Here is a 21,131-nt window from a genome sequence, read left to right on the forward strand (position 1 = left end):
TCTTGCCGATGCCATCGCCGCAGGGCGAAAACGACGTCCGCCTGCGCAGGGTTCTGCCGGGCGAATTGAAGCCTCCACACTGGCCCGCCGGATTTTCGATGCGGGCGTTCCAGGCCTCCGACGCGGTTGCACTTTACGATCTGCTTGAGCTCGTCTTCGACGACGGCATGAACGGGCCGTTCGACCAGTGGTGGCCACGACTTGAGGCCGACTCGGAATTTGACCGTGAACTTTGTTTCCTGGTCTTCGATAACGAGGGCCGGTTGACCGGGGCTGCCCTCAGCTGGACCAGCGGCTTCCTGAAAGACCTTGCCGTACGCCCCGACAGTCGCGGCAAGGGTATCGCCGAGGCGCTGCTGTGGCACGTCTTTGCCACCTTCGCCGCGCGGGGCGCGAGCCATATCGACCTCAAGACCAACCTGGTCGACAACTCGGCTGCTGTTCGGCTCTATCTCAGGCTCGGCATGACCGAGGTGGACTGGGGTGGGTAGGTTCTGCACTTAAGAATAGCAGCAATAATGGCTGTTTTCGATTTTGGGCTATTCAGATAATCGAACAGCATTACGCCTGATCAGCGATAGCGCGTTTCATCTCCAGAGCCCACTTCCGACCCTCATCTCCACCCCAGAGCAGCCAGGCGATGTAGCCGGCTGAGGGGTTCTGCTCGTTGCCGTAGTTCTTGCCGCGCTTGTCGACTTCGTGGCGGGCGAAGTAGCTGACCATGCGCTTGATGGTGTGCGGCGTAAGTTCAGTGCGCACGACGAGCTCCTCGGCGCGGGCGACGCCGATCTCGGTGCCGCCGCGGCCGAACTGTTTTCTGAGCGCAAGCCCCTTGGCGGCGTTGTCGGCGACGACCTGCGGCGGGACCAGACTGACACCGGATGCCTCGCGGCGGATCTCGTCGAACGGGTCGTAGGCGATGGGCATGCGGCGATTCCTGCTAGGCATGATCCCGAAAATGGGAATCGATTTTCGGAAAGATCATGCACAAATTCAAAGTGCTGCAGCGTCCTCTGCGCCCAAAAGGATGCGCGGGGCTGTAGTGAGGAGGCAGGGTAGCCGGATGGGGGCGGGATGACGAGGGTGCAGATCGGCGAGAGGAGGCGATGGTCTCCGGCAGACGAACTCCGTCTTGCGCTCCTGAAGCTGCCAACAGGGAGGCTGTGGGCCATTCAAAAGCGACCAAGGCGCGGTGTGCGGCATGGACCACCCCCACTCCCCGATCCGCGTTGCGGATGACCCTCCCCACAGGGGGAGGGTAAGCTCAGAGCGAACCTCACTTCGAGGCGTAGATGGCGCACTTGCCTGTGGTCTTGAGCTTGTATTTCTTGCCGACCGAGTTGCAACGCTCAAGCGCCTGTTTTTCGGCTGCGGCCTGGGACGGGGCGTTGAGGGAGTCGGCGCAGTAAAAGGCTTCGACGTTGAAGTTCACGTGCGTTTGCGCATAGGCCGAGTGGCCAGGTGCGGCGACGTATTTCTTATAGGCGTCCTTACACGGGCCGGTGGTTTGGCCGAACTGCGCCGCGTAGCGCTTCTTGCCTTCGTTGCCGGCCAGCGAGCCCTTGTCCTTGGCCATTGCCGCGACCGGTACGGCCGCAACCAGAAGTCCCGCCAGCACCGGTGCCAGTGCCAGCCGCATAGTTTTCAGTTTCATTCGCAACTACTCCCCACCTGATGGTGAAGAGTTAGCTGCAATCTATGCGGGTGGGAAGGTGGGGCGAGGCAAATCATGCAGTTTCGTTAAGACGACGCCTGCATATTTCAGTTGTGCCGTAGTGCTTTGCCGGCAGAAAGCCGCAAGACGCCCCGGACTGGTTATGCGCTTGTGAAGCTCTTCTTCTGCCCTGCAGATGAATGCGCCCGTGGCAAGTATGCCAGCGTTTGCGCTGCCCCTCATCTGCCAGCCGGCATCTTCTCCCCGTAAACGGGGAGAAGAGAAGCTGTGGCGACGTCCTGGCTTTTACTTGAAGTAATCCTGCAGTGGACGCACTTCGAGCGAGCCGGCCTTCAGTGCGGCGATGGCTTCGGCGACGGCCGCCGCACCCGAGAGAGTGGTGTAGTAGGGCACCTTCTGCATCAGAGTGGCGCGGCGGATCGACTTGGAGTCCGAAACGGCCTTCTGGCCGTCGGTGGTGTTGAAGACGATCTGGATCTGGCGGTTGCGGATGGCGTCCTCGATGTGCGGACGGCCTTCGAGCACCTTGTTGATCTTTTCGGCCGGAACGCCGTTCTCGACGAGGAAACGCGCGGTGCCTGACGTTGCCAGCACTTTGAAGCCGAGGCCGGAGAGGCGCTGGACGGCGCCGAGAATGCCGGCCTTGTCCTCGTCACGGACCGAGACGAACAGCGTGCCCGATCGCGGCAGGTCGACGCCGGCGCCGAGCTGGGCCTTGGCGAAGGCGAGCGCATAGTCGCGGTCGAGGCCCATGACCTCGCCGGTCGACTTCATCTCGGGTCCAAGCAGGATGTCGACGCCGGGGAAGCGCGCGAAGGGGAACACCGCTTCCTTGACCGCGATGTGGCCTGGATTGCGGGCATCGGGCTTGGCGCCATAGTGGGCAAATGCCTCGTCGAGGCTCTCGCCCGACATGATGCGGGCAGCGATCTTAGCGATCGGCTTGCCGACGGTTTTCGCCACGAACGGAACGGTGCGGCTGGCACGCGGGTTGACCTCCAGCACGTAGATGGTGCCATCCTTGATGGCGTACTGCACGTTCATCAGGCCACCGACATTGAGCGCGCGGGCCATAGCCGAGGTCTGGCGCTCGAGTTCGTCGACGAGCTCGGTGGAAAGCGAATGGACTGGCAGCGAGCAGGCCGAGTCGCCCGAGTGGATGCCGGCTTCCTCGATGTGTTCCATGATGCCGGAGACGTACGTCGCCTTGCCGTCGCAGAGGCAGTCGACGTCGACCTCGATGGCACCGGAGAGATAGGTGTCGAAGAGAAGCGGGTTCTTGCCGAGCAGGGTGTTGATCTGGCCCGTCTTGTCGTTGGGGTACTTCTGCTTGATGTCTTCGGGCACCAGGCCCGGCACGGTGTCGAGCAGATAGGATTGCAGCATGCCCTCATTGTGGATGATCTGCATGGCGCGGCCGCCGAGCACGTAGGATGGGCGCACCACCAGCGGGAAGCCGAGCTCGCCGGCAACCGTGCGGGCCTGCTCGACCGAGTAGGCGATGCCGTTCTTGGGTTGCTTCAGGTCGAGCTTGTGCAAGAGCTTCTGGAAGCGGTCGCGATCTTCGGCCAGGTCGATGGCGTCGGGCGAGGTGCCGAGGATCGGGATGCCGGCCTTTTCGAGCGCATCCGCGAGCTTGAGCGGCGTCTGGCCGCCAAACTGGACGATGACGCCATGCAATGTGCCGGCGGCCTGTTCGGCGCGCAGGATCTCCAGCACGTCTTCGGCCGTCAGCGGCTCGAAGTAAAGCCGATCAGAGGTGTCGTAGTCGGTCGACACGGTCTCGGGGTTGCAGTTGATCATGATCGACTCGTAGCCTGCCTCGCGCAGCGCATAGGCGGCATGCACGCAGCAATAGTCGAACTCGATGCCCTGGCCGATGCGGTTGGGGCCGCCGCCGAGGATGACGACCTTCTTGCGATCCGAGACCTGGGCTTCGTCGGCCACGGCACCGGCGAAAGGCAGCTCGTAGGACGAGTACATGTAGGCCGTTGGCGAAGCGAACTCGGCGGCGCAGGTGTCGATGCGCTTGTAGACCGGGTGGACGCCGAGCTTTTGACGAGTCTTCTGAACGGCTTCGGCTTCGGTCTTCGTCAAGGACGCGAGGCGGGCATCGGAGAAGCCCATCGACTTCAGCATGCGCAGGTTTTCGGCATCCTGCGGCAGGCCATGCTCACGCACGCGCGCTTCCATCGCAATGATGCCGGCGATCTGCTCGAGGAACCATGGGTCGATCTTGCACATGGCGTGCACGTCTTCGAGCGACGTGCCCATGCGGATCGCCTGGGCGACCATGCGCAGGCGATCGGGCGTCGGCGTGCCCAAGGCAGCACGGATGGCGTTGCGGTCGTCGCCGCTGTCGCCGTCAGTGCCGATGCCGGGGATCTCGATCTCGTCGAGGCCGGTGAGGCCGGTTTCGAGGCCGCGCAGAGCCTTCTGCAGCGATTCCTGGAAGGTGCGGCCGATGGCCATGACTTCGCCGACCGACTTCATGGCGGTGGTCAGCACGGGCGAGGCGCCCGGGAATTTCTCGAAGGCAAAGCGCGGGATCTTGGTGACGACGTAGTCGATCGACGGCTCGAACGAGGCGGGCGTGGCGCCGCCGGTGATGTCGTTTTCGAGCTCGTCGAGCGTGTAGCCGACGGCAAGCTTGGCCGCGATCTTGGCAATCGGGAAACCGGTTGCCTTGGAGGCCAGTGCCGAGGAGCGCGAGACACGCGGGTTCATCTCGATGACGACAAGGCGCCCGTCGGCCGGGTTGACGGCGAACTGGACGTTGGAGCCGCCTGTTTCGACGCCGATCTCGCGCAGCACAGCGATCGAGGCGTTGCGCATGATCTGGTATTCTTTGTCGGTCAGCGTCAGCGCGGGCGCAACGGTGATCGAGTCGCCGGTGTGCACGCCCATCGGGTCGATGTTCTCGATCGAGCAGATGATGATGCAGTTGTCGGCGCGGTCACGCACCACTTCCATCTCGTATTCCTTCCAGCCGAGCACCGATTCCTCGATCAGGACTTCGGTGGTGGGGGAGGCGTCGAGACCGCTCTGGACGATGTCGAAGAACTCCTGGCGGTTGAAGGCGATGCCGCCGCCGGTGCCGCCCATGGTGAAGGACGGGCGGATGATGGCCGGCAGGCCGACATGGTCGAGCGCCTGGGCACCGATCGCCATGCCGTGATTGATGTAGCGCTGCTTGCGGTCGCCTTCGCCGAGGTTCCACTGGGTTTCGAGCGCGTCGAGCGCTGCGTCGAGATTGGCTGGGTTTTCCGCCTTCAGCGCGGCGCGCTCGGCCTCGTGCTTCTTGCGGTCGGCGTCCTTGACGTCGGAGGCGTTGGCCAGCATCGAGCGCGGCGTTTCCAGGCCGATCTTGGCCATGGCCTCGCGGAACAGCGAGCGATCCTCGGCTTTGTCGATGGCATGCGCGTCGGCGCCGATCATCTCGACATTGTAGCGCTCAAGCACACCCATGCGGCGCAACGAGAGAGCGGTGTTGAGCGCGGTCTGGCCGCCCATGGTGGGCAGCAGCGCGTCGGGGCGCTCCTTGGCGATGATCTTGGCGACGACTTCGGGCGTGATCGGCTCGATGTAGGTGGCGTCGGCCAGCTCCGGATCGGTCATGATCGTCGCCGGGTTGGAGTTGACCAGGATGACCCGGTAACCCTCTTCCTTCAGCGCCTTGCAGGCCTGGGTGCCGGAGTAGTCGAATTCGCAGGCCTGGCCGATGACAATGGGACCGGCGCCGATGATCAGGATGGACTTGATGTCGGTGCGTTTTGCCATGTGTACGGTCCGTAAAATATGCCTGCGCGAAGAACCGGGACGGGAGAATCCCGGCCGGTGCGCAAGAAGAGTCAACTAGAGGCTAGGCGGGCCTTATAGGGGAAGGATGGGGAGGGGGGAACCCCAAAAAAACGCTTTTCCTGTACCGGGATGCGGGTTTCAGGCGCGTCGGTTGCGCGCACGTCATGCCAGGACAAACAGAAGGGCAGCCACTGAGGTCCGCGACTGCCCACTTGGAACGGTATTGGCCTATGCTGCCTGCGTGATGCTGGCGCCGAATTCCTTGAAGCGCTTGATCGCATAGTCCGCTTCGACGAGCATTTCGGCGAAGTAGAGGCCCGGCGCCGTTGGTGCCTTGCCGTCGAGGCCGGTCAGCCGCTCGACCGCCAAGGCAACGGCAAGTGCGGTGACCGGGGCCTGTCCCGCGGGATGGACGAATTCATAATGGCTGCGGCCCGTGGTTCCGTCTTTCTTCCGGCCCGAGATAGCGATGGTGATCTCGGTCGAGAAATGCTCGCCGCGACGGTGGCTCGCAGTTTCGCCGAGCGCGAAATCAAACAGGACTGTCTCGGCGCCGGTGGTGACCGGCAGGCTGAAGACGTCGAATGGCGCGTAGGAGAGACCGGGGATCTGCCTGCCGTCGACACTCGTCACGCTTCGGCCCTGCTCGCCAGAGGGTTTCCACTGCCATTTGCCGCTTTCGAGACCCAGGGTGCTGGACATCATGGTGAGGCGGTTGAAGTCGGCTTGGGCGGCGGGGCCGCCCATGTCGTGTTCGTCGAGAAGGGCAGTGATTTCGACCGAATCCACCGTCTCGAACTGTCTGGCAAAATGTACGACGGCGAGGCTCGCGGCGCCGCCGAGCCAGCTGCTGCCCAACAGGAATGGGGCGGTCGCCTTGTGGGCGTAAAGCGCTATCTCCGGTCCGATCTCCTGGATGCCGGTCGAGACGCTGAGATAGGGCACCGCGTTGGTCTGGGCTTAGTGGAGGGCATTGAGCGTGTCGTCATAGACGAACATGGCAATGGCGCTGAAGCCTTTGTTCGCCGCTAAGCCGAGGTTCTTGTGGTCGAGGTCGATGACAACAGCCTCGGCATTGCCGATCTCTCTGGCGACGGCTTCGGCCTTCTCATGACTGCGGCCGCCGATGGTGATCGGGAGTGTGGGGTGCAATTTGCGCAGCGTGCGGGCGGCAAGAGCCCTACGAAACCGGAGCCGCCGATGATTAGGACGGGCTTATGCGTGGTCATTTGGGCAATACTCCTCCGTGGCCGCGCGAAGCCGGGGCTCTAACGTCTGGATTGGAACAGGCGGCGAGCGAACTCGCCGCCCGAGGTCAGTCGAGCTTGACCAGCATCTTGCCGAGGTTGTCGCCGGAGAAGAGCCCGATGAAGGCCTGGGGCGCGTTTTCAAGCCCCGAAACGACAGTGTCGCGGTAGGTCACGCGGCCATCGGCCAGCCAGCCGGCCATGTCGGCGATGAACTCTGGCAGGATGTCGAAGTGGTCGAGCACCAGAAAGCCGCGCATGCTGATGCTCTTGATGACCATCGCAGCGAGATTGTCGGGGCCGGGAACGGGCTTCTCGTCGTTGTAGCCGGAGATCATGCCGCAAATGGCGAAGCGAGCGCGCGGCTTGGCGACTTCGAGCGCTGCCCTGAGATGATCGCCGCCCACATTGTCGAAATAAACGTCGATGCCTTCGGGGGCGGCCTTTTTCAGCGCCTCGGTCAGGTCGGGCGCCGTGCGGTAGTTGATGACGGCGTCGGCGCCGAGTTCCTCGACCCAGCGAGCCTTCTCTTCCGATCCGACGGAGGCGACCACCCGGGCGCCCTTGAGCTTGGCGATCTGTACGGCCATCGAACCGACAGCACCGGCGGCAGCCGAGATGAAGACGGTTTCGCCAGCCTTGAGCCCGGCGATCCGGAGCAGTCCGACATAGGCGGTATGGCCGGGGATGCCCAACGGGCCGAGCCAGGCTTCGGCCGGCGCCTTGGAGGCGTCGATCTTGTTTGCGGTTGCGGCATCGACAAGCACATGGTCGCGCCAACCGGAGAAGTGGCTGACCAGGTCGCCGGCCGTGAAGTCGGGGTGGGCGGACTGCTCGACGATGCCGACGGCGGAGCCTTCAAGCGGCTTCCCGATCTCGAAGGGAGCGATGTAGCTCGGCCGGTCGGTCATACGGCCACGCATGTAAGGATCGACCGACATGAACAGCGTCTTGACCAGCATTTGCCCTTCAGCGGGAGCCGGCAAGTTGCGTTCGACAAGCTGGAAGTTGTCCTGGCCGGGCAAGCCGGTCGGGCGGCTCTTCAGGTGGATTTCACGGGCTGCAATGGACATTGAATTTCCCTATATGTGTAGTCATCTACCAGGCGTAGCTTACTCTTTGTAAGTTACTAGTGGTAACATATGTGGCGCGTGGTGATGTTCAAGCCACGGGCCGAAAAAATACGGGCCGGATGCGAAGGCGATGACGACTGCGAGTTCGACGAAAAAACTGCCGAAAGCCGAACGGCGCGCGCAGTTGCTGGAAGCAGCCCAGGAGATGGTGCGCGAGGAAGGCACCGACGCGTTGACGCTCGCCCGGGTCGCCGAACGGGCAGGGGTGAGCAAGCCGATAGCCTACGAGCATTTCGGCACAAGGGCGGGGCTGCTGATGGCACTGTTCTCATCCTACAACGACCTGCAGCTGAAGACGCAGCGCGAGGCGCTTGCCAGCTGCGGCAAGACGCTGCGCGACGTCGCCGGCATTCTGGGCGAAGCCTATGTGCGCTGTGCCAGCCGGGCCGGCCCCGAAGCGGGAGCGGTATTTGCGGCACTTTCGGGTACGGAAGAGATGGACGAGTTTCGCCAGACGCTGCGCAACGGCTATCTCGCCGAGTATCGTGATGCGGTTTCGCGCTTCGTCGATCTGCCCGAATATATCGGCGAACCTGTTTTGTCGGGGCTTCTCGGGGCGGCCGAGGCCGTGTCGCGTGATACGGCGGCGGGCCGCATTTCATATGACGACGCCGTTTCAGCGTTGACCGAGTTGTTCACCGCGACGCTGGAGCGGTTTCGCCGCTGATTTCAGGCGTATTGCCCGCCAAGGCTGTCAACAAAACGTCGCTACCTCCGCATAGCCTATCAAGTTATACTTGAGGTCTTCAACAAGGGGGCGGGCATGGTTGATATCCAGACCTTCGGTGAAGTTGAACGTGTCGTTCGTGAAAGGTTGAAGAAAAATAGACCTGAAATAGACACATCGCTGGCGCGAATTGCCGAGGGCAATCCGCTTGCGGCGGAGCCGGAGCGCCGTCGCCGTGTCGAGCGGTTGCAGGTCAAGGCCGACCTGACCCGCGAACAGGCCGAGATGATCTCGACGGCGATCGAGGGCGTGGCGGAGCCCGCCAAAGCAGCACGAAAGCCTGCCAGGGCAGCGTCAAAGCCGATGGGGCCAGAGGCGATCCAGGGGTCGACGCTGGATTTTGTCGGTGTTGCATTTCTCGAACGCGGGCGCCGCGCGGCCGATGCGGTCGGCCGGGTCGCTTTTCTCAATGAGATGCCGCAAGGCTCGGGCTTCCTGGTCGGGCCGAACCTGTTTTTGACCAACCACCATGTCATCCAGACGGCAGCCGACGCCGCGCGGTTCCAGGTGCAGTTCGATTATGAACGCGACAAGTTCAACGAGCTCAGGCAGCCGACGTCGTTCTTCCTCGACCCGGATCTGTGCTTCGTCACCGACGGCATAGACGGGCTCGACTACACGTTGATCGGGATCGGCCAGCGCCGGCGTGGACTGCGCGAGCTCGACGAATTTGGCTTCCTGGTGCTGTCCAGTGCCGGCGACAAGCATATGCTTGGCGAAATTGCCAACGTCGTCCAGCACCCCGACGGCCGGCACAAGGAGCTGGTGCTGCGCGAGAATCATCTGGTGGCGCGCGACGAGACCCTGCATGTGCTGCACTATGTTGCCGATACCGAGCAGGGTTCGTCGGGGTCACCGGTGTTCAACAACGAATGGGAACCGATCGCCCTGCATCACTGGGGCGGGCCTTGGCACGAGGTGATGGGCACCGACGGCAAGCCGCTGGCCAAGGAGATCAACGAAGGCATCCGCATCAGCGCCATCGTCAACGACCTGGAGGCGCGGCTCGCCGGCATGGATGCCCGCAGCCGGGCTGCGGTGACTCAGCTGCTCGACGTCTGGGACGAAGCCGGGCGGCTGAAGCTGCAACCGGTGCGGGAGGGCGCTGGCGAACCGGACGGGACGGTGATCAAAGCCGGCAAGGCGCAGGCCGTGACGCCGGGCGGCGACCGCGAACCCAAGGCCCGGCTGGGCGACGATGGCTCGGTGACATGGACGTTTCCGATCGAGATCAGCGTGCGCGCGCCGTTGATGGCACAGGCATCGACTGGCGCCGCACCCAAGTCCAACGCGGTCAGGACAGGCGGCTCAAGGGCCGAGGCGGCGAGCTGGAAGACCGAGAATTTCGACGACCGTGGCGGCTATGAGCCGGGCTTCGTGCCGGGCTTTGTGCTGCCGCTGCCGAAACACGACGGCGCGCCGGGGCGGGCTGCCAGGAACCTGCTGGCCAAGCCGGGCGACGACCCGTTCGAACTACCTTACCACCATTTTTCCGTCGTCATGAACGCCGAGAGGCGGCTTGCCTACTACACCGCCTGCAACATCGACGGCTCCCGCATCAAGGCGGTCAACCGCGACGACAAGACGGTGACCGAGGATCCGAGCCTGAGCGAACTCGGAATCGAGGCGATCGGGGGAGCGGAAGCCAGCGACGACTTCCGGCCGGACCGCCGCGTGTTGCTGGAAGAGCAGATGAACAAGCCCTTCTACGACGCACAGAAAGTGGCGGGCTTCCCGATTGCCATGTCGAACGAACGCAAGGCGCGGATCTTCCAGAAAGGCCACATCACGCTGCGCGGCGACCCGGCCTGGGGCACCGATGCGGAGGCTGTTGCCGCCGAGCGCGACACGTTCTTCTACACCAATGCCGCACCTCAGCTCGGCTTCTTCAACCAGGGCAGTGCGCTCAACCGGCCGGGCTCGAAGGGCAAGCTGCGCTGGCGGGCGGTCGAGACCTATGTGCTGCGTAACGCTGTGACCATGCGCCAAAGAGTGACTGTGTTTGCCGGGCCTGTGTTCGCCGACGGCGACCCGCCCTATCGCTTCGAAAGCAAGGTGCCGCTGAAATTCTGGAAGATCGCGGCGTGGAACGACGGCACCGACCTGCGCTCGATTGCGCTGCTCGCCGACCAGGGGCCGCTGATCGAGGTGATGCCCGAAGGCATGGCGGAGGCGTTTGGCGATTCCGAGGAACTGGCGCGGGTGTCGGAGTTCCTGACGACCGTCGCTCATATCGAAAGCCTTACCGGGCTTGATTTCGGCGACACGCTGCGCGATGCCGACGTCCGCGCCGGGCAAGAGGCGATCGGCAGGCCGGCGCTGACACTGGAGCCGAAGGATCTGGCAAGGGATGGCACGCGCAAACCGGCGGCGAAGCCGGCGCGCTCGGGTGGCGTCAAGCAGGCGTCGAAGCCGGGCCGGCAGAGGAAGTAGGCCAGTCAGCCGCGAGCCAGAGGCGGCGAACAGCCGGGTCAGTCTGGCATGAAGCCGGTGCGCAAGGCATGCGCCCATTCCGGACGGTCGCCCTCGGCGGCGCGATTGGCCGCGGCTTCATGGTCGTAGGTTACGGCGAGGGCATCGATGCCGACGACCGCGCCTTCCGCGTCGATCTCGGCGAGGCCGTAGCGCGCCAGCGGCGAGCCCTGCTCGGAGACATGAGCGGGGGCGGTGTCGTCACCGTAGGCCGGAATGCCGACGCTGCCCGGATTGAACAGCAGGCGCCCGTCGGAAAGCCTGACGAGATCGGCGCGGTGACTGTGGCCGGCGAGCAGCAGCCGATACTTCGGATCGATCCGCCTGAGGCGGCTTTCGATGACTTTCAGCGGCGCGCGGATGAGCTGGCCTTCGTCGATAACCTCGGAGAGGTAGCGCTCGTCGTGATCGGGGCGGGCGTGGAAGGCGAGCACCGATGGGGCGATTTCCAGCCTCAGCGGCAGCGCGGCCAGCCAATCGCGCTGGGCCGGCGTCAGGCGATCATGGGCGAAGCGGTCGGACGGGCCCATGTCGGCGAGCGGGTCGGTGGCGACGCGGCGGTCATGGTTGCCGCGCACCGTCGGCCAGCCAAGGGCCTGCAGCGTCTCTGCCGTTTCGCCGGGCCAGAGCGGACCGGAGACGAGGTCGCCGAGATTGACGACGAGATCGGCGCCGCCACGGCGGGCGAGGTCGGCGAGCACCGCTTCGAGCGCAAGGATGTTGCCGTGGATGTCGGCGAGGACGGCAATGCGCATCCTCAGGCCTCGTCGCGGAGGCGCTCGAGCGCAGGCAGTTCCTTTGCCGCCGTGATGATCGAATCGAGCAGGCCTGGGAAGCGGCTGTCGAGGTCGTCGCGGCGTAGCGAGATCAGCCGGCTGGTGCCGGAGACCTCGGTGCGGGTAATGCCGGCCTCGCGCAGCTTGGCGAGGTGGTAGGACAGGTTGGTCTTGGAACCGAACTCGGAAAACTGGCCGCAGCTCATCGCCACACCCTCGTTGCGGGCGAGATAGCCGACGACGGCAAGGCGGGTCTGGTCGCCAAGCACTGACAGCACGTTGGCGAGGCTGATCTGATCGAGATTGGGATGTGGCAAGGACATGGTCGGAAGGTAGCTGTGCGGTTGCGGCGGTTCAAGGCTCGGTGCCAGCTGCTGACACCAGGCTGGCAGGAGCCGACGAGTTGCAGATTGACATGCCGTGACGGGAAGTTCAATAGTTCAATATATTTTGAACTAAGGACCCTGTCATGGACAAGCGCCTTATCTGGCTGGCGATCGGCTCGTTCGCGATGAGCACCGTCGGCTTTGTGTTTTCCAGCCTGCTGCCGGCGATTGCCGGCGACGCGCATGTTTCGATACCGGTCGCGGGTTACCTGATCATGGCGTTCTCGCTCGCTTATGCGATCGGCGCGCCCGTATTGTCGGCGCTGGCCGGCGAGATCGATCGCCGTCGCGTGCTTGCTGCAACCATGCTGGTGTTCGTCGCCGGCAACATCATCGCCGCGATGAGCAGCTCCTTTGCCGGGCTTCTGGCCGCGCAGGTCGTAATGGGCATGTCGGCCGGGCTTTATGCCGCCACCGCGCAGGCGACTGCCGTGTCGCTGGCCGGGCCCGAGCACCGAGCGCGGGCGATTGCGGTCGTCGTCGGCGGCACGACATTCGCCGTGGCGCTGGGGGCGCCTATTGGTTCGCTGATCGCCACAATGTGGGGCTGGCGCGGCACTTTCGTCGCCATAGCCCTGCTCGGCATCTCCTGTGCGGCGATCCTGTGGGTGCGGCTGCCCCGCGGCTCGCGCGGCATCAAACTGACGCTTGCCGAGCGCTTCACCGCCATTGCCCGGCCGGGCATCCTGCCGTCGCTGTTGGTGACGTTGCTCTATCTCGCCGGCGGCTTCACGGTGATCTCCTACATCGCGCCGCTGGCCCTGGAAGGTGCGGGGCTGCCGGAGATCGCTCTTCCGGGCATGCTGCTGGCCTTCGGCGTCGGCGCCGTTGTAGGCAATCTGTCGAGCGGTTATCTCGCCGACCGTATCGGCGCGACGCGCATGGTGGTGATTTCGCTGTTGATGTCGTCGGGCTTCTGCATCGCCATTGCGCTGACCTTGAAGCTCTTGCCGCACCATGTCGCCGGCCCGGTGCTGATCGCGTTGATGGTGCCGTGGGGCATCATCGGCTGGGCATTCCCACCGGCGCAGGCAAGCCGCATCGTCGGCTTCGGCCCGGAGATCGCGCATCTGACGCTGTCGCTCAACGCCTCCGCGCTCTATTTCGGCATCGCCTTCGGTACGGTTATCGGCGGCCGGGTGCTGGAGTTTGCCCGGCCTTCCGATCTCGGCCTGGTCGCGGCAGCCTTTCCGTTGGTGGCGCTCGCAGTGCTGGTGGCCAGCGGCAGGTCGATCCGGCTCGCCGCCGCCCGGTAAGCTGGCCCAACACATCCCGGCTTTTCCGGGCGGTCGAACTGTCCTAGATGCGACATCTGGCTGGCCGGGATGGGTGAGATGAAGGGCGACAAGGAGCATTGGACGCGTGTTGCCGATCAATGGATCGCCTGGGCGCGCTCGCCCGCGCATGATGCGTTCTGGGTCTATCGCCAAGGGCTGACACGGTTCATCGGCAAGGGCTCCGGCCGCGCGCTCGAGGTGGGCTGCGGCGAGGGTCGCGTGGCGCGCGACCTGAAGGCGCTGGGTTACCGCGTGACCGTGACTGACGTGGTGGCCGAGATGGTAGAAGCCGCACGGCAAGCCAGCTCTGCCGACGACTATGCCGTTGCCGGTGTCGACGATCTGCCCTTTGACGACGGCAGCTTCGACCTTGTCATGGCCTACAACGTGCTGATGTACGTCGACGACGTGCCTGCGGCGATCAGGGAAATCCGACGCGTGATGAAGCCCGGCGGCACGCTGTTCATTTCGCTGGTCCATCCGTTCAGGGATCGCGGACGCTTCGCCGGGGAAGCGGCCGACGCGCCATTCGTGCTCGACGGCAGCTACTTTGGCCGCGAGCGTTTCGATGGCGAAGAAGAACGTGACGGCCTGACGATGCATTTTGCCGGTTGGCCGCAGCCGCTCGAGGACTATGTGTCGGTGCTGGAGGACGCGGGGCTGGCAATCACGGCATTGCGCGAGCCGATCCCGGATCGGGTCGATTCGGACCTACTGCGCAAATGGGCCCGCGTGCCGCTTTTCCTCTGGCTCAAGGCACGCATCCTGGCTTGAAATGCCACCCCGGCCGTCGGGTCGTTCCGCCCTGCCGGCTTACATTAGCTGTCCTGAATTTTCTTGATGCAAACTATCAGGAATAACGCTATCGGCTCGCGCGTTCATGTGGCTGCAATCGAAGCGGCGGGGCGAAGAATGGATTACTTGCAGAGACTGGCCGTTCCGTCATCAGCTATGCCGAACTGGCGCGCCGCGTAACAGCCATGGCGGCGGAGTTTGGCGCGGGCCGCAAGCTCGTGGCCTTGGAAGCGTCCAATTCCGAGCATGCCATTGTCGCCTATCTGGCTGCGCGCGCCGGCGGGCACGCGGTGGCGCTGATCGCTCCGGGGGATGCACAGGCGTTTGACGCATTCGAAGAGGATTTTCGCCCCGAGCTGTGCGTGCGGCGTTCGACGGACGCTGGCGTATTGTTGAGCGCACTTCAGCAGGGGAGGCGCTGCATCCCGACCTCGCCGTGCTGCTGGCGACGTCGGGCAGCACCGGCAGGAGCCGTTTTGTCCGGCTGTCGCGGACCAATGTCGAGAGCAATGCCGAGGCGATCGCCTGCTATCTCGGTCTGACATCCGCCGATCGCGCGGCGCTTATCCTGCCGTTCCACTATTCCTACGGCCTGTCGGTGCTCAATTCGCATCTGGCGGTCGGCGCCAGTGTGTTCGTCTCAGCCAAGGGCGTGGCCGACACAGACTTCGCTGACGATCTGCGCGCGGCCGGTGTCAGCAACAACAGCGGCGTACCCTATTCCTACGAGCTGATGGACAAGACCGGGCTGCGCGCCGAGGAATTGCCGTCGCTGCGCTTCATGACGGTGGCGGGCGGGCGAATGCCTGCCGGGCTCGCCGAGACCTACCGGCGCAGGCATAGCCATTCCGGGAGGCGAGCTGAAGCTTTCCCGCGAGGACGGAAGCCTGATCGACGGCCGCGCCGAGGCTGGCGAGTTCGTCTATCGCGGGCAGAATATGATGATGGGCTATGCCCTCGACCGCAACGACCTAGCTCGCGGTGCCGAGATTGGCGACCTCAGCACCGGCGACTTGGCCGAGCGCTGCGAACGCGGCTTCTTCCGCGTCGTCGGTCGCCTCAAGCGTATGTCGAAGATCGCAGGCTTGCGGATCAGTCACGAGGCGGTGGAGCACGCTCTGGCAAGCCGGGGCATCGTGGCGGCGGTGACCGGCGACGACCGGCGACTGATCGCGGCCTATTCGTCGGGTGAGGCGCCTGAGGACGTCTGCAAGCTGATGATTGCGGTGAGCGGCCTGACTGCACTGCATGTCGAAGCGGCGGCTGTCGATGCCTTGCCGCGGCTGGCTTCGGGCAAGGTCGACTGCCAGGCGGTGGCGCAACTTGCCCGGCGAATCCAGCAGGCCGATGCCGGGATCATCGAGGCGTTCGGCCGGGCCTTCTATCCCCGGCGGGTGACGCCGGCGGACAGTTTCGAGACACTCGGCGGCGATTCGCTTCTGTATGTGCAGTTGTCGCTGACCTTGGAGCGCAAGCTCGGCCGCATCCCCGAGGGCTGGGAGAAGATACCGGTCGGCGCGCTGGCCCGGCTGGGAAGCCAGAAGGGAAACCGTCGCGTCGTCGACACCGACATGCTGATGCGGGTACTGGCGATTCTTCTGGTGGTCTTGCACCACGCGACGCTGTGGCCGATCCCAGGCGGGGCAGCGGCGCTGGTGATGCTGGTCGGCTACGGTCTGGCGCGGTTTCACGGCACGGCGCTGATGCGCGGCGAGACGTCGAGGCTGCTGCGGGCCGTGGCGACGAATCTTGCTGTCTATGCGCCGCTGGTCGCGGGCTATTCGATCGCGCGCGGCGAGGTGCCGTGGCCCTCGGTTTTCCTGGTCGGCAACCTCGGCATTTTCGATCCAAAACACATGCTGCCCTATGTCTACTGGTTCGTCGAAGCCTATGCTCAGGTGATGCTGATTGTCGCGGCGCTGTTCTCGCCTGCTGTACGCAAGCACGTGGCCGCCAAGCCGTTCGCAACAGGCATCGCGGCCCTCGTCGTCACCGTCGCAGTCAAGTTCCTGGCGCCGCAGGTCTGGGCGGTGGGCGCGGTGCAGATTTTCACCGTCTCGGACGTGTTTTACCTCGCCGTCTTCGGCTGGTACGTCTTTCACGCTCGTACAGCGCGTCAGCGCCTTCTGGTGCTCGGTGTCGCTATCATGGCCTTTCCGTTCATGGCCTACTGGGGCGGCAACTGGATCGTCTCGTGGGTCAAATTCATGCTGCAGCTGGCCTGCGTCGCCACGTTGCTCTACGCCCCGCGTGTCACCGTGCCGAGGCAGGTCGCGGCACTGGCCCTGCCGGTGGCGGCGGCCGGATATCACATCTACCTGTTTCATCGCCTGGTGCCGGAACTGCTGCTGACGCAGCTCAAGCTGCCGTGGCCTGTCATGATCACGCTGAGTGTCGCCGCCGGTATCCTCTCCGGCGTCGCTGCGTTCCACGCGCAGAAGGCACTGACGGCATGGCTGGCCAGCCGGCGCGGCCGTGGTGCTGCGCTCGGGATACACGCAGCGCCGGCGGAATAGCGTCCGCCAGTCACAAGCGGCGTGCCGAGCGGGCGCAAGCAGGGAACGAGTGCCGCCAGTTCGCGTTAGCCTGAGCGTCGCACAGTGGCGGCGTGTACCGGAGGAAGCGAAAATGGCGATCACGCAAGCACCCACGACCAAGGGAAAAGAAGCCGCCAAGGGTCTGCGCAAGGCAGCGGCGAGGGAAGAGCGCAAGGTCGAGGCAAAGACCGGCCGTGACTTCAAGAAGGGCGAAAAGCGCTTTGAGGAACGCTCCAAAAGCTCCGATGGCAAGAGTGCGGGGAGCAAGCAGAAAAGCTGAATTGGCGGTTCCCGGCCACGGGTGGCCCAAGCAAAAACCCTGTGACTTGCCGCAGGGGTTAAGCTAATTGTCTGCATTGAGCGGCTCACGCTGCGACAACATCGAGGGATACGCATATGCGCTGGAGAGGCCGCCGCCAGAGTGACAACGTCCAGGATACGCGCGGACAAGGCGGCGGTGGAGGGCTTGGTGGAGGTCTCGGTGGCGGACGCCTGCCGATGGGCCCGCGCATGTCGACGGGCGGCGGCGGACTGTCCGGCATCATCATCCTGGTGATCCTGTTCTTTGCGTTGCGCGCCTGCGGCATCGACCCGATGCAGATCCTGGCCGGCGGCGATGGCGGCCCGGTCTCCGGTGGCGGTCAGGTGAGCGAGGGCGGTGCTCCGGCCAATGACGAAATGACCCAGTTCGTCTCGACCGTGCTGGCCGAGACCGAAGACACCTGGAACGGCATCTTCCAGGCCGAAGGGCTGAAATACCAGGAACCGAAGCTCGTGCTGTTCTCCGGGCAGGTGCGCTCGGCCTGCGGGTTTGCCTCCTCGGCATCCGGGCCGTTCTATTGCCCCGGCGACCAGAAGGTTTATCTCGACACCGCCTTCTTCGGTCAGCTGGCCAAGCAGTTCGGCGCCGCCGGCGATTTCGCCCAAGCCTATGTAATTGCCCATGAAGTCGGCCACCACGTCCAGAACCTGACCGGCATTCTGCCCAAGTTCAACCAGATGCGGCAGCAGATGAGCGAGGCCGACGCCAACCAGATGTCGATGCGTGTCGAACTGCAGGCCGACTGTTTCGCCGGCGTCTGGGGCCACTATACCGACCAGAAGGGCCTGCTCGAACAGGGCGACATCGAAGAGGCGCTGAACGCTGCTCAGCAGATCGGCGACGACACGCTGCAGAAGCGCATGCAGGGTTATGTCGTGCCCGAAAGCTTCAACCACGGTACCTCGAAGCAGCGCCAGCGCTGGTTTGCCGCCGGCTTCAAGAGCGGCAAGCTGTCGGAGTGTGACACCTTCAACAATCCGATCTGATGGCCACGCCGAAACGCATCGAACTGGTGGCCGGCGGCCTGTCGCTGTCGCGGCTGGTCTTCGGCGCCTGGCGGTTGCTCGACCGGCAGAACCCTGGCGCCGAGGAGGTTGCACGGCTGATCGATGCAGCCATCGATCTCGGTCTGACCAGCTTTGACCATGCCGACATCTATGGCGGATACGCGGTCGAGGAGGCCTTCGGCGCCGGGCTGGCGCGCTTGAAAGGCCGGCGCGCCGGCATCGAACTGATCTCCAAATGCGGAATCATGCTGGCCTCGCCCAACCGGCCGCAGAACCGACTGAAGCACTACGACACCTGCGCCGCCCATATCGGGGCCTCGGTCGAGCGCTCGCTGAAGAACCTCGGTACCGACTATCTCGACCTGCTCCTGATTCATCGCCCCGATCCACTGATGGACGCCGACGACACGGCGCGCGCTTTCGAGCGGCTGGTGGCGGCGGGCAAGGTGCGGGCGGTGGGCGTGTCCAACTTTACGCCGGCGCAATTCGATCTTTTGGCCTCGCGGCTGCCGTTCCCGCTTGTCACCAACCAGATCGAGCATTCGGTGCTGGAGACCTCGGCGCTGACTGACGGGCGGCTCGACCATGCCCAGAGGTTGCGCTACGCGCCGATGATCTGGTCGCCGCTGGGCGGCGGTTCGCTGTTCACCGGCGAGGGCGCGCGCGAGCAGAGGGTGCGGGCAACGCTGAGTGCGGTCGCGGCCGAGGCCGGTGTCGCCGACATCTCGACCATTGCCATTGCCTGGCTGCTCAGGCACCCGGCACGGCTGTTGCCTGTGCTCGGCACGATGAAGCCGGAGCGGCTGGCCGGGCTGGTCAAGGCGCTCGACCTCGAGCTCGACCGCCAGCAGTGGTTTGCCATTCTAGAAGCGAGCGAGGGCCAAGCGGTCCCGTAATGTTCCGCAAGAAGCCGTCCGGCCATGAACAAAATTGATATGTTCTTGTATTGTTCTTGATGGTTGCTTCGCTTATAAGCGGTTTTCCGCATGCCCCCGGCGGTTCGAAGCTGGCGCTCAAGCATCCTTTCCGGATATCCGCGTCGGCGCATCTCCACTGATCTTCGCGGCCTCCAAGCGGCGCCTGTGGGTTCGACATGGTTGATGAGAAGACCGCGAAGCGAGGCCTTGCGCTCGTCTTCGTCACATTGCTGCTCGACATCATCGGCTTCGGCATCATCATGCCGGTGCTGCCGGCCTTCCTGCAGGAGCTGAGCGGCGTCGGCGTTGGCGAGGCGGCGATCGAGGGTGGCTGGCTGTTCTTCGTCTATGCGGCGATGCAGTTCCTGTTTGCGCCGCTGATGGGCAATCTCAGCGACCGTTTCGGGCGCCGGCCGATCCTGCTCGCCTCGGTGCTGACCTTTGCCATCGACAACGCCATCTGCGCGCTCGCCTGGTCCTATCCGATGCTGTTCGTCGGTCGTGTGCTCGCCGGCATCAGCGGCGCGAGCTACTCGACCGCCGCGGCCTTTATCGCCGACGTCTCGAACGACGACAACAGGGCCAAGAATTTCGGACTGCTCGGCATCGCCTTCGGTGTCGGCTTCATCATCGGGCCGGTGCTCGGCGGCTTCCTGGGAGAATTCGGGCCGCGCGTGCCGTTCTGGGGGGCGGCAGCGCTCGCCTTCATCAATTTCTTGGTGGCGCTGTTCTTCCTGCCCGAGACGCTGGCGCGGCATAACCGGCGTGCCTTCGAATGGCGCCGCGCCAACCCGCTCGGCGCGCTCAAGCAGATGCGCAAATACAAGGGCATCGGCTGGATCGGGCTGGTGTTCTTCCTGATGGCGCTCGGCCACATGATGTATCCGGCGGTCTGGTCGTTCGTCAGCAGCTACCGCTATGGCTGGAGCGAACGGCAGATCGGCTTTTCGCTTGGCGTGTTCGGCCTTGGCGGCGCGCTTGTCATGGCGCTGGTGCTGCCGCGGATCATCCCCAGGCTGGGCGAATGGCGTACGGCAGCCATCGGCCTTGGCTTCACCGCCATCGCCGCCTTCGGCTATGCCGCGGCATGGCAGGGCTGGATGATCTATGCGGTTATCGTGGTGACCTGCCTGGAAGCACTCGCCGACCCGCCGCTGAGGAGTCTGGCCGCAGCCAAGGTGCCGCCGGATGCGCAGGGCGAATTGCAGGGCGCGATGACCAGCCTGTTTTCGATCACCAGCATCATCACGCCGCTGCTCTACACCGGCATTTTCGCCTGGTTCACCGGGCCGAGCGCGCCACTGACGTTTGCCGGCGCACCCTATGCCGTCGGCGGGGTCTTCATCGCCTTGGCGCTGATGGTGTTCATTTTCAAGGTCGAACGGCCGGCAACCAGGAAAGTCGCCGCCAACGAAATGGAGCAGATCAACTGATGGCACCGGTTTTTGTCGACCCCGGCAAAGTTCACCAATTCGCCGATGCAGCGAGCTTTTATGCCTGGCTGGGCAGGAACCACGATAGCAAGGACGAGGTCTGGATCAAGATCCACAAGGTCGGATCGGGGCTGCAGTCGATCACGCCGAAAGAAGCGATCGAAGTCGTCTTATGCTGGGGCTGGATCGACGGCGTGCGCAAGGGGCTCGACGACAAGAGTTTCCTGCAGCGCTACTCGCCGCGCGGCAAGAAGGGCACTTGGAGCCAGATCAATGTCGACAGCGTGGCGCGCCTGATCACCGAAGGCCGGATGACCGAGCATGGGCTCAGGCAGGTGGAGGCGGCCAAGGCCGATGGTCGTTGGGGCCGCGCCTACAAGAGCGGCAAGGATATGCTGATCCCCGACGACCTCCAGGCGGCGATCGACGCCGAGCCGGAGGCGAAAGCAATGCTCGGCAAGCTCAGCGAGCAGAACCGCTTCGCGCTGGCTTTCCGCACCCACAACATGAAGACCGAAGCCGGGCGCAGGAAGAAGATCGAGACCTTTGTCGCCATGCTGAAGCGTGGCGAAACGATCTACCCGCAAGGCAAGAAGTGAGCGGGGAGGGAGCAATGCTCGACACGC

At 64.3% G+C, this 21,131-nt stretch carries 19 protein-coding genes and 1 pseudogene; 12 read left to right on the forward strand and 8 right to left on the reverse strand.

Going from position 1 to position 21,131, the window contains the following annotated elements:
• Window positions 1-2 precede the first annotated feature (2 nt).
• Complete coding sequence (locus DY201_RS11065; RefSeq protein ID WP_425358722.1) at window positions 3-491, forward strand: GNAT family N-acetyltransferase; 489 nt, start codon at window positions 3-5, stop codon at window positions 489-491.
• 70 nt (window positions 492-561) lie between these two features.
• Here the strand turns inward: DY201_RS11065 and DY201_RS11070 are convergent, their stop codons facing one another.
• The 6 genes from DY201_RS11070 to DY201_RS11090 all read right to left on the reverse strand — a co-directional run bounded on the left by DY201_RS11070 (window position 562) and on the right by DY201_RS11090 (window position 7,796).
• A complete protein-coding gene (locus tag DY201_RS11070; protein ID WP_245431964.1) occupies window positions 562-927 on the reverse strand; it encodes a hypothetical protein in 366 nt (121 codons plus the stop codon).
• Between the two features lie 349 nt (window positions 928-1,276).
• Window positions 1,277-1,654: a hypothetical protein gene (locus DY201_RS11075; RefSeq protein WP_131922256.1), complete on the reverse strand. Its 378-nt coding sequence runs from the start codon at window positions 1,652-1,654 to the stop codon at window positions 1,277-1,279.
• 306 nt (window positions 1,655-1,960) lie between these two features.
• Complete coding sequence (carB, locus tag DY201_RS11080) at window positions 1,961-5,455, reverse strand: carbamoyl-phosphate synthase large subunit (RefSeq protein WP_115731240.1); 3,495 nt, start codon at window positions 5,453-5,455, stop codon at window positions 1,961-1,963.
• Between the two features lie 249 nt (window positions 5,456-5,704).
• Window positions 5,705-6,421, reverse strand: coding sequence for an NAD(P)-dependent oxidoreductase (locus tag DY201_RS11085; protein ID WP_245431965.1), 717 nt, complete (start codon window positions 6,419-6,421; stop codon window positions 5,705-5,707).
• A 15-nt stretch (window positions 6,422-6,436) separates the two neighbouring features.
• On the reverse strand, window positions 6,437-6,628 hold the full coding sequence (locus DY201_RS29450; protein ID WP_245431966.1) for a hypothetical protein: 192 nt from the start codon (window positions 6,626-6,628) through the stop codon (window positions 6,437-6,439).
• 163 nt (window positions 6,629-6,791) lie between these two features.
• Window positions 6,792-7,796, reverse strand: a complete 1,005-nt coding sequence (locus DY201_RS11090; protein ID WP_115731241.1) for an NADP-dependent oxidoreductase — start codon at window positions 7,794-7,796, stop codon at window positions 6,792-6,794.
• 130 nt (window positions 7,797-7,926) lie between these two features.
• Between DY201_RS11090 and DY201_RS11095 the strand changes: the two genes are divergently transcribed.
• Together DY201_RS11095 and DY201_RS11100 are read left to right on the forward strand one after the other, a co-directional pair.
• Window positions 7,927-8,523, forward strand: a complete 597-nt coding sequence (locus DY201_RS11095) for a TetR/AcrR family transcriptional regulator (protein ID WP_115731242.1) — start codon at window positions 7,927-7,929, stop codon at window positions 8,521-8,523.
• 96 nt (window positions 8,524-8,619) lie between these two features.
• Window positions 8,620-11,016, forward strand: a complete 2,397-nt coding sequence (locus DY201_RS11100; RefSeq protein ID WP_115731243.1) for a DNA/RNA non-specific endonuclease — start codon at window positions 8,620-8,622, stop codon at window positions 11,014-11,016.
• Between the two features lie 38 nt (window positions 11,017-11,054).
• On the opposite strand, the gene DY201_RS11105 is transcribed toward DY201_RS11100, so the two are convergent.
• Together DY201_RS11105 and DY201_RS11110 are read right to left on the reverse strand one after the other, a co-directional pair.
• Window positions 11,055-11,810, reverse strand: a complete 756-nt coding sequence (locus tag DY201_RS11105; RefSeq protein ID WP_115731244.1) for a metallophosphoesterase family protein — start codon at window positions 11,808-11,810, stop codon at window positions 11,055-11,057.
• A 2-nt stretch (window positions 11,811-11,812) separates the two neighbouring features.
• Window positions 11,813-12,154, reverse strand: coding sequence for an ArsR/SmtB family transcription factor (locus DY201_RS11110; RefSeq protein WP_115731245.1), 342 nt, complete (start codon window positions 12,152-12,154; stop codon window positions 11,813-11,815).
• Window positions 12,155-12,300: 146 nt separating this feature from the next.
• Here DY201_RS11110 and DY201_RS11115 point away from each other — a divergent pair, with 146 nt between their 5' ends.
• From DY201_RS11115 to DY201_RS11155, 9 genes and pseudogenes are all read left to right on the forward strand, one after another.
• Window positions 12,301-13,473: an MFS transporter gene (locus DY201_RS11115; protein WP_115731246.1), complete on the forward strand. Its 1,173-nt coding sequence runs from the start codon at window positions 12,301-12,303 to the stop codon at window positions 13,471-13,473.
• Between the two features lie 78 nt (window positions 13,474-13,551).
• The gene (locus tag DY201_RS11120) at window positions 13,552-14,268 is read left to right on the forward strand and encodes a class I SAM-dependent methyltransferase (protein WP_245431967.1); all 717 of its coding nucleotides are present in this window, start codon (window positions 13,552-13,554) and stop codon (window positions 14,266-14,268) included.
• Window positions 14,269-14,647: 379 nt separating this feature from the next.
• Window positions 14,648-15,118: pseudogene (locus tag DY201_RS29835) on the forward strand (AMP-binding protein); the annotation flags it as partial.
• A gap of 112 nt (window positions 15,119-15,230) precedes the next feature.
• Window positions 15,231-16,805, forward strand: coding sequence for a hypothetical protein (locus tag DY201_RS29015; RefSeq protein WP_342635183.1), 1,575 nt, complete (start codon window positions 15,231-15,233; stop codon window positions 16,803-16,805).
• Between the two features lie 112 nt (window positions 16,806-16,917).
• Window positions 16,918-17,106: a hypothetical protein gene (locus DY201_RS11135; protein WP_115731250.1), complete on the forward strand. Its 189-nt coding sequence runs from the start codon at window positions 16,918-16,920 to the stop codon at window positions 17,104-17,106.
• A 116-nt stretch (window positions 17,107-17,222) separates the two neighbouring features.
• Window positions 17,223-18,134, forward strand: coding sequence for a KPN_02809 family neutral zinc metallopeptidase (gene ypfJ, locus DY201_RS11140; RefSeq protein ID WP_115731251.1), 912 nt, complete (start codon window positions 17,223-17,225; stop codon window positions 18,132-18,134).
• Complete coding sequence (locus DY201_RS11145) at window positions 18,134-19,051, forward strand: aldo/keto reductase (RefSeq protein WP_115731252.1); 918 nt, start codon at window positions 18,134-18,136, stop codon at window positions 19,049-19,051. The genes ypfJ and DY201_RS11145 overlap by 1 nt, the downstream gene beginning before the upstream one ends.
• A gap of 197 nt (window positions 19,052-19,248) precedes the next feature.
• Entirely contained in the window at window positions 19,249-20,505 is a 1,257-nt protein-coding gene (locus DY201_RS11150) for a TCR/Tet family MFS transporter (RefSeq protein WP_115731253.1), read from the forward strand.
• Window positions 20,505-21,104, forward strand: a complete 600-nt coding sequence (locus DY201_RS11155; RefSeq protein ID WP_115731254.1) for a YdeI/OmpD-associated family protein — start codon at window positions 20,505-20,507, stop codon at window positions 21,102-21,104. The genes DY201_RS11150 and DY201_RS11155 overlap by 1 nt, the downstream gene beginning before the upstream one ends.
• Window positions 21,105-21,131 lie beyond the last annotated feature (27 nt).

It is taken from the genome of Aminobacter aminovorans (assembly GCF_900445235.1).
GTDB lineage: Bacteria > Pseudomonadota > Alphaproteobacteria > Rhizobiales > Rhizobiaceae > Aminobacter > Aminobacter aminovorans.

What these genes read in the sequence shown, in the direction of transcription:
- DY201_RS11105 (WP_115731244.1), bottom strand. Translation starts at nt 11,810, where the DNA reads ATGCGCATTGCCGTCCTCGCCGACATCCACGGCAACATCCTTGCGCTC.
- DY201_RS11145 (WP_115731252.1), top strand. Translation starts at nt 18,134, where the DNA reads ATGGCCACGCCGAAACGCATCGAACTGGTGGCCGGCGGCCTGTCGCTG.
- DY201_RS11155 (WP_115731254.1), top strand. Translation starts at nt 20,505, where the DNA reads ATGGCACCGGTTTTTGTCGACCCCGGCAAAGTTCACCAATTCGCCGAT.
- DY201_RS11090 (WP_115731241.1), bottom strand. Translation starts at nt 7,796, where the DNA reads ATGTCCATTGCAGCCCGTGAAATCCACCTGAAGAGCCGCCCGACCGGC.
- DY201_RS11150 (WP_115731253.1), top strand. Translation starts at nt 19,249, where the DNA reads ATGGTTGATGAGAAGACCGCGAAGCGAGGCCTTGCGCTCGTCTTCGTC.
- DY201_RS11095 (WP_115731242.1), top strand. Translation starts at nt 7,927, where the DNA reads ATGACGACTGCGAGTTCGACGAAAAAACTGCCGAAAGCCGAACGGCGC.
- DY201_RS11110 (WP_115731245.1), bottom strand. Translation starts at nt 12,154, where the DNA reads ATGTCCTTGCCACATCCCAATCTCGATCAGATCAGCCTCGCCAACGTG.
- DY201_RS11075 (WP_131922256.1), bottom strand. Translation starts at nt 1,654, where the DNA reads ATGAAACTGAAAACTATGCGGCTGGCACTGGCACCGGTGCTGGCGGGA.
- DY201_RS11135 (WP_115731250.1), top strand. Translation starts at nt 16,918, where the DNA reads ATGGCGATCACGCAAGCACCCACGACCAAGGGAAAAGAAGCCGCCAAG.
- DY201_RS11115 (WP_115731246.1), top strand. Translation starts at nt 12,301, where the DNA reads ATGGACAAGCGCCTTATCTGGCTGGCGATCGGCTCGTTCGCGATGAGC.
- DY201_RS11100 (WP_115731243.1), top strand. Translation starts at nt 8,620, where the DNA reads ATGGTTGATATCCAGACCTTCGGTGAAGTTGAACGTGTCGTTCGTGAA.
- ypfJ (WP_115731251.1), top strand. Translation starts at nt 17,223, where the DNA reads ATGCGCTGGAGAGGCCGCCGCCAGAGTGACAACGTCCAGGATACGCGC.
- carB (WP_115731240.1), bottom strand. Translation starts at nt 5,455, where the DNA reads ATGGCAAAACGCACCGACATCAAGTCCATCCTGATCATCGGCGCCGGT.
- DY201_RS11120 (WP_245431967.1), top strand. Translation starts at nt 13,552, where the DNA reads ATGAAGGGCGACAAGGAGCATTGGACGCGTGTTGCCGATCAATGGATC.
- DY201_RS29015 (WP_342635183.1), top strand. Translation starts at nt 15,231, where the DNA reads ATGATGGGCTATGCCCTCGACCGCAACGACCTAGCTCGCGGTGCCGAG.
- DY201_RS11070 (WP_245431964.1), bottom strand. Translation starts at nt 927, where the DNA reads ATGCCCATCGCCTACGACCCGTTCGACGAGATCCGCCGCGAGGCATCC.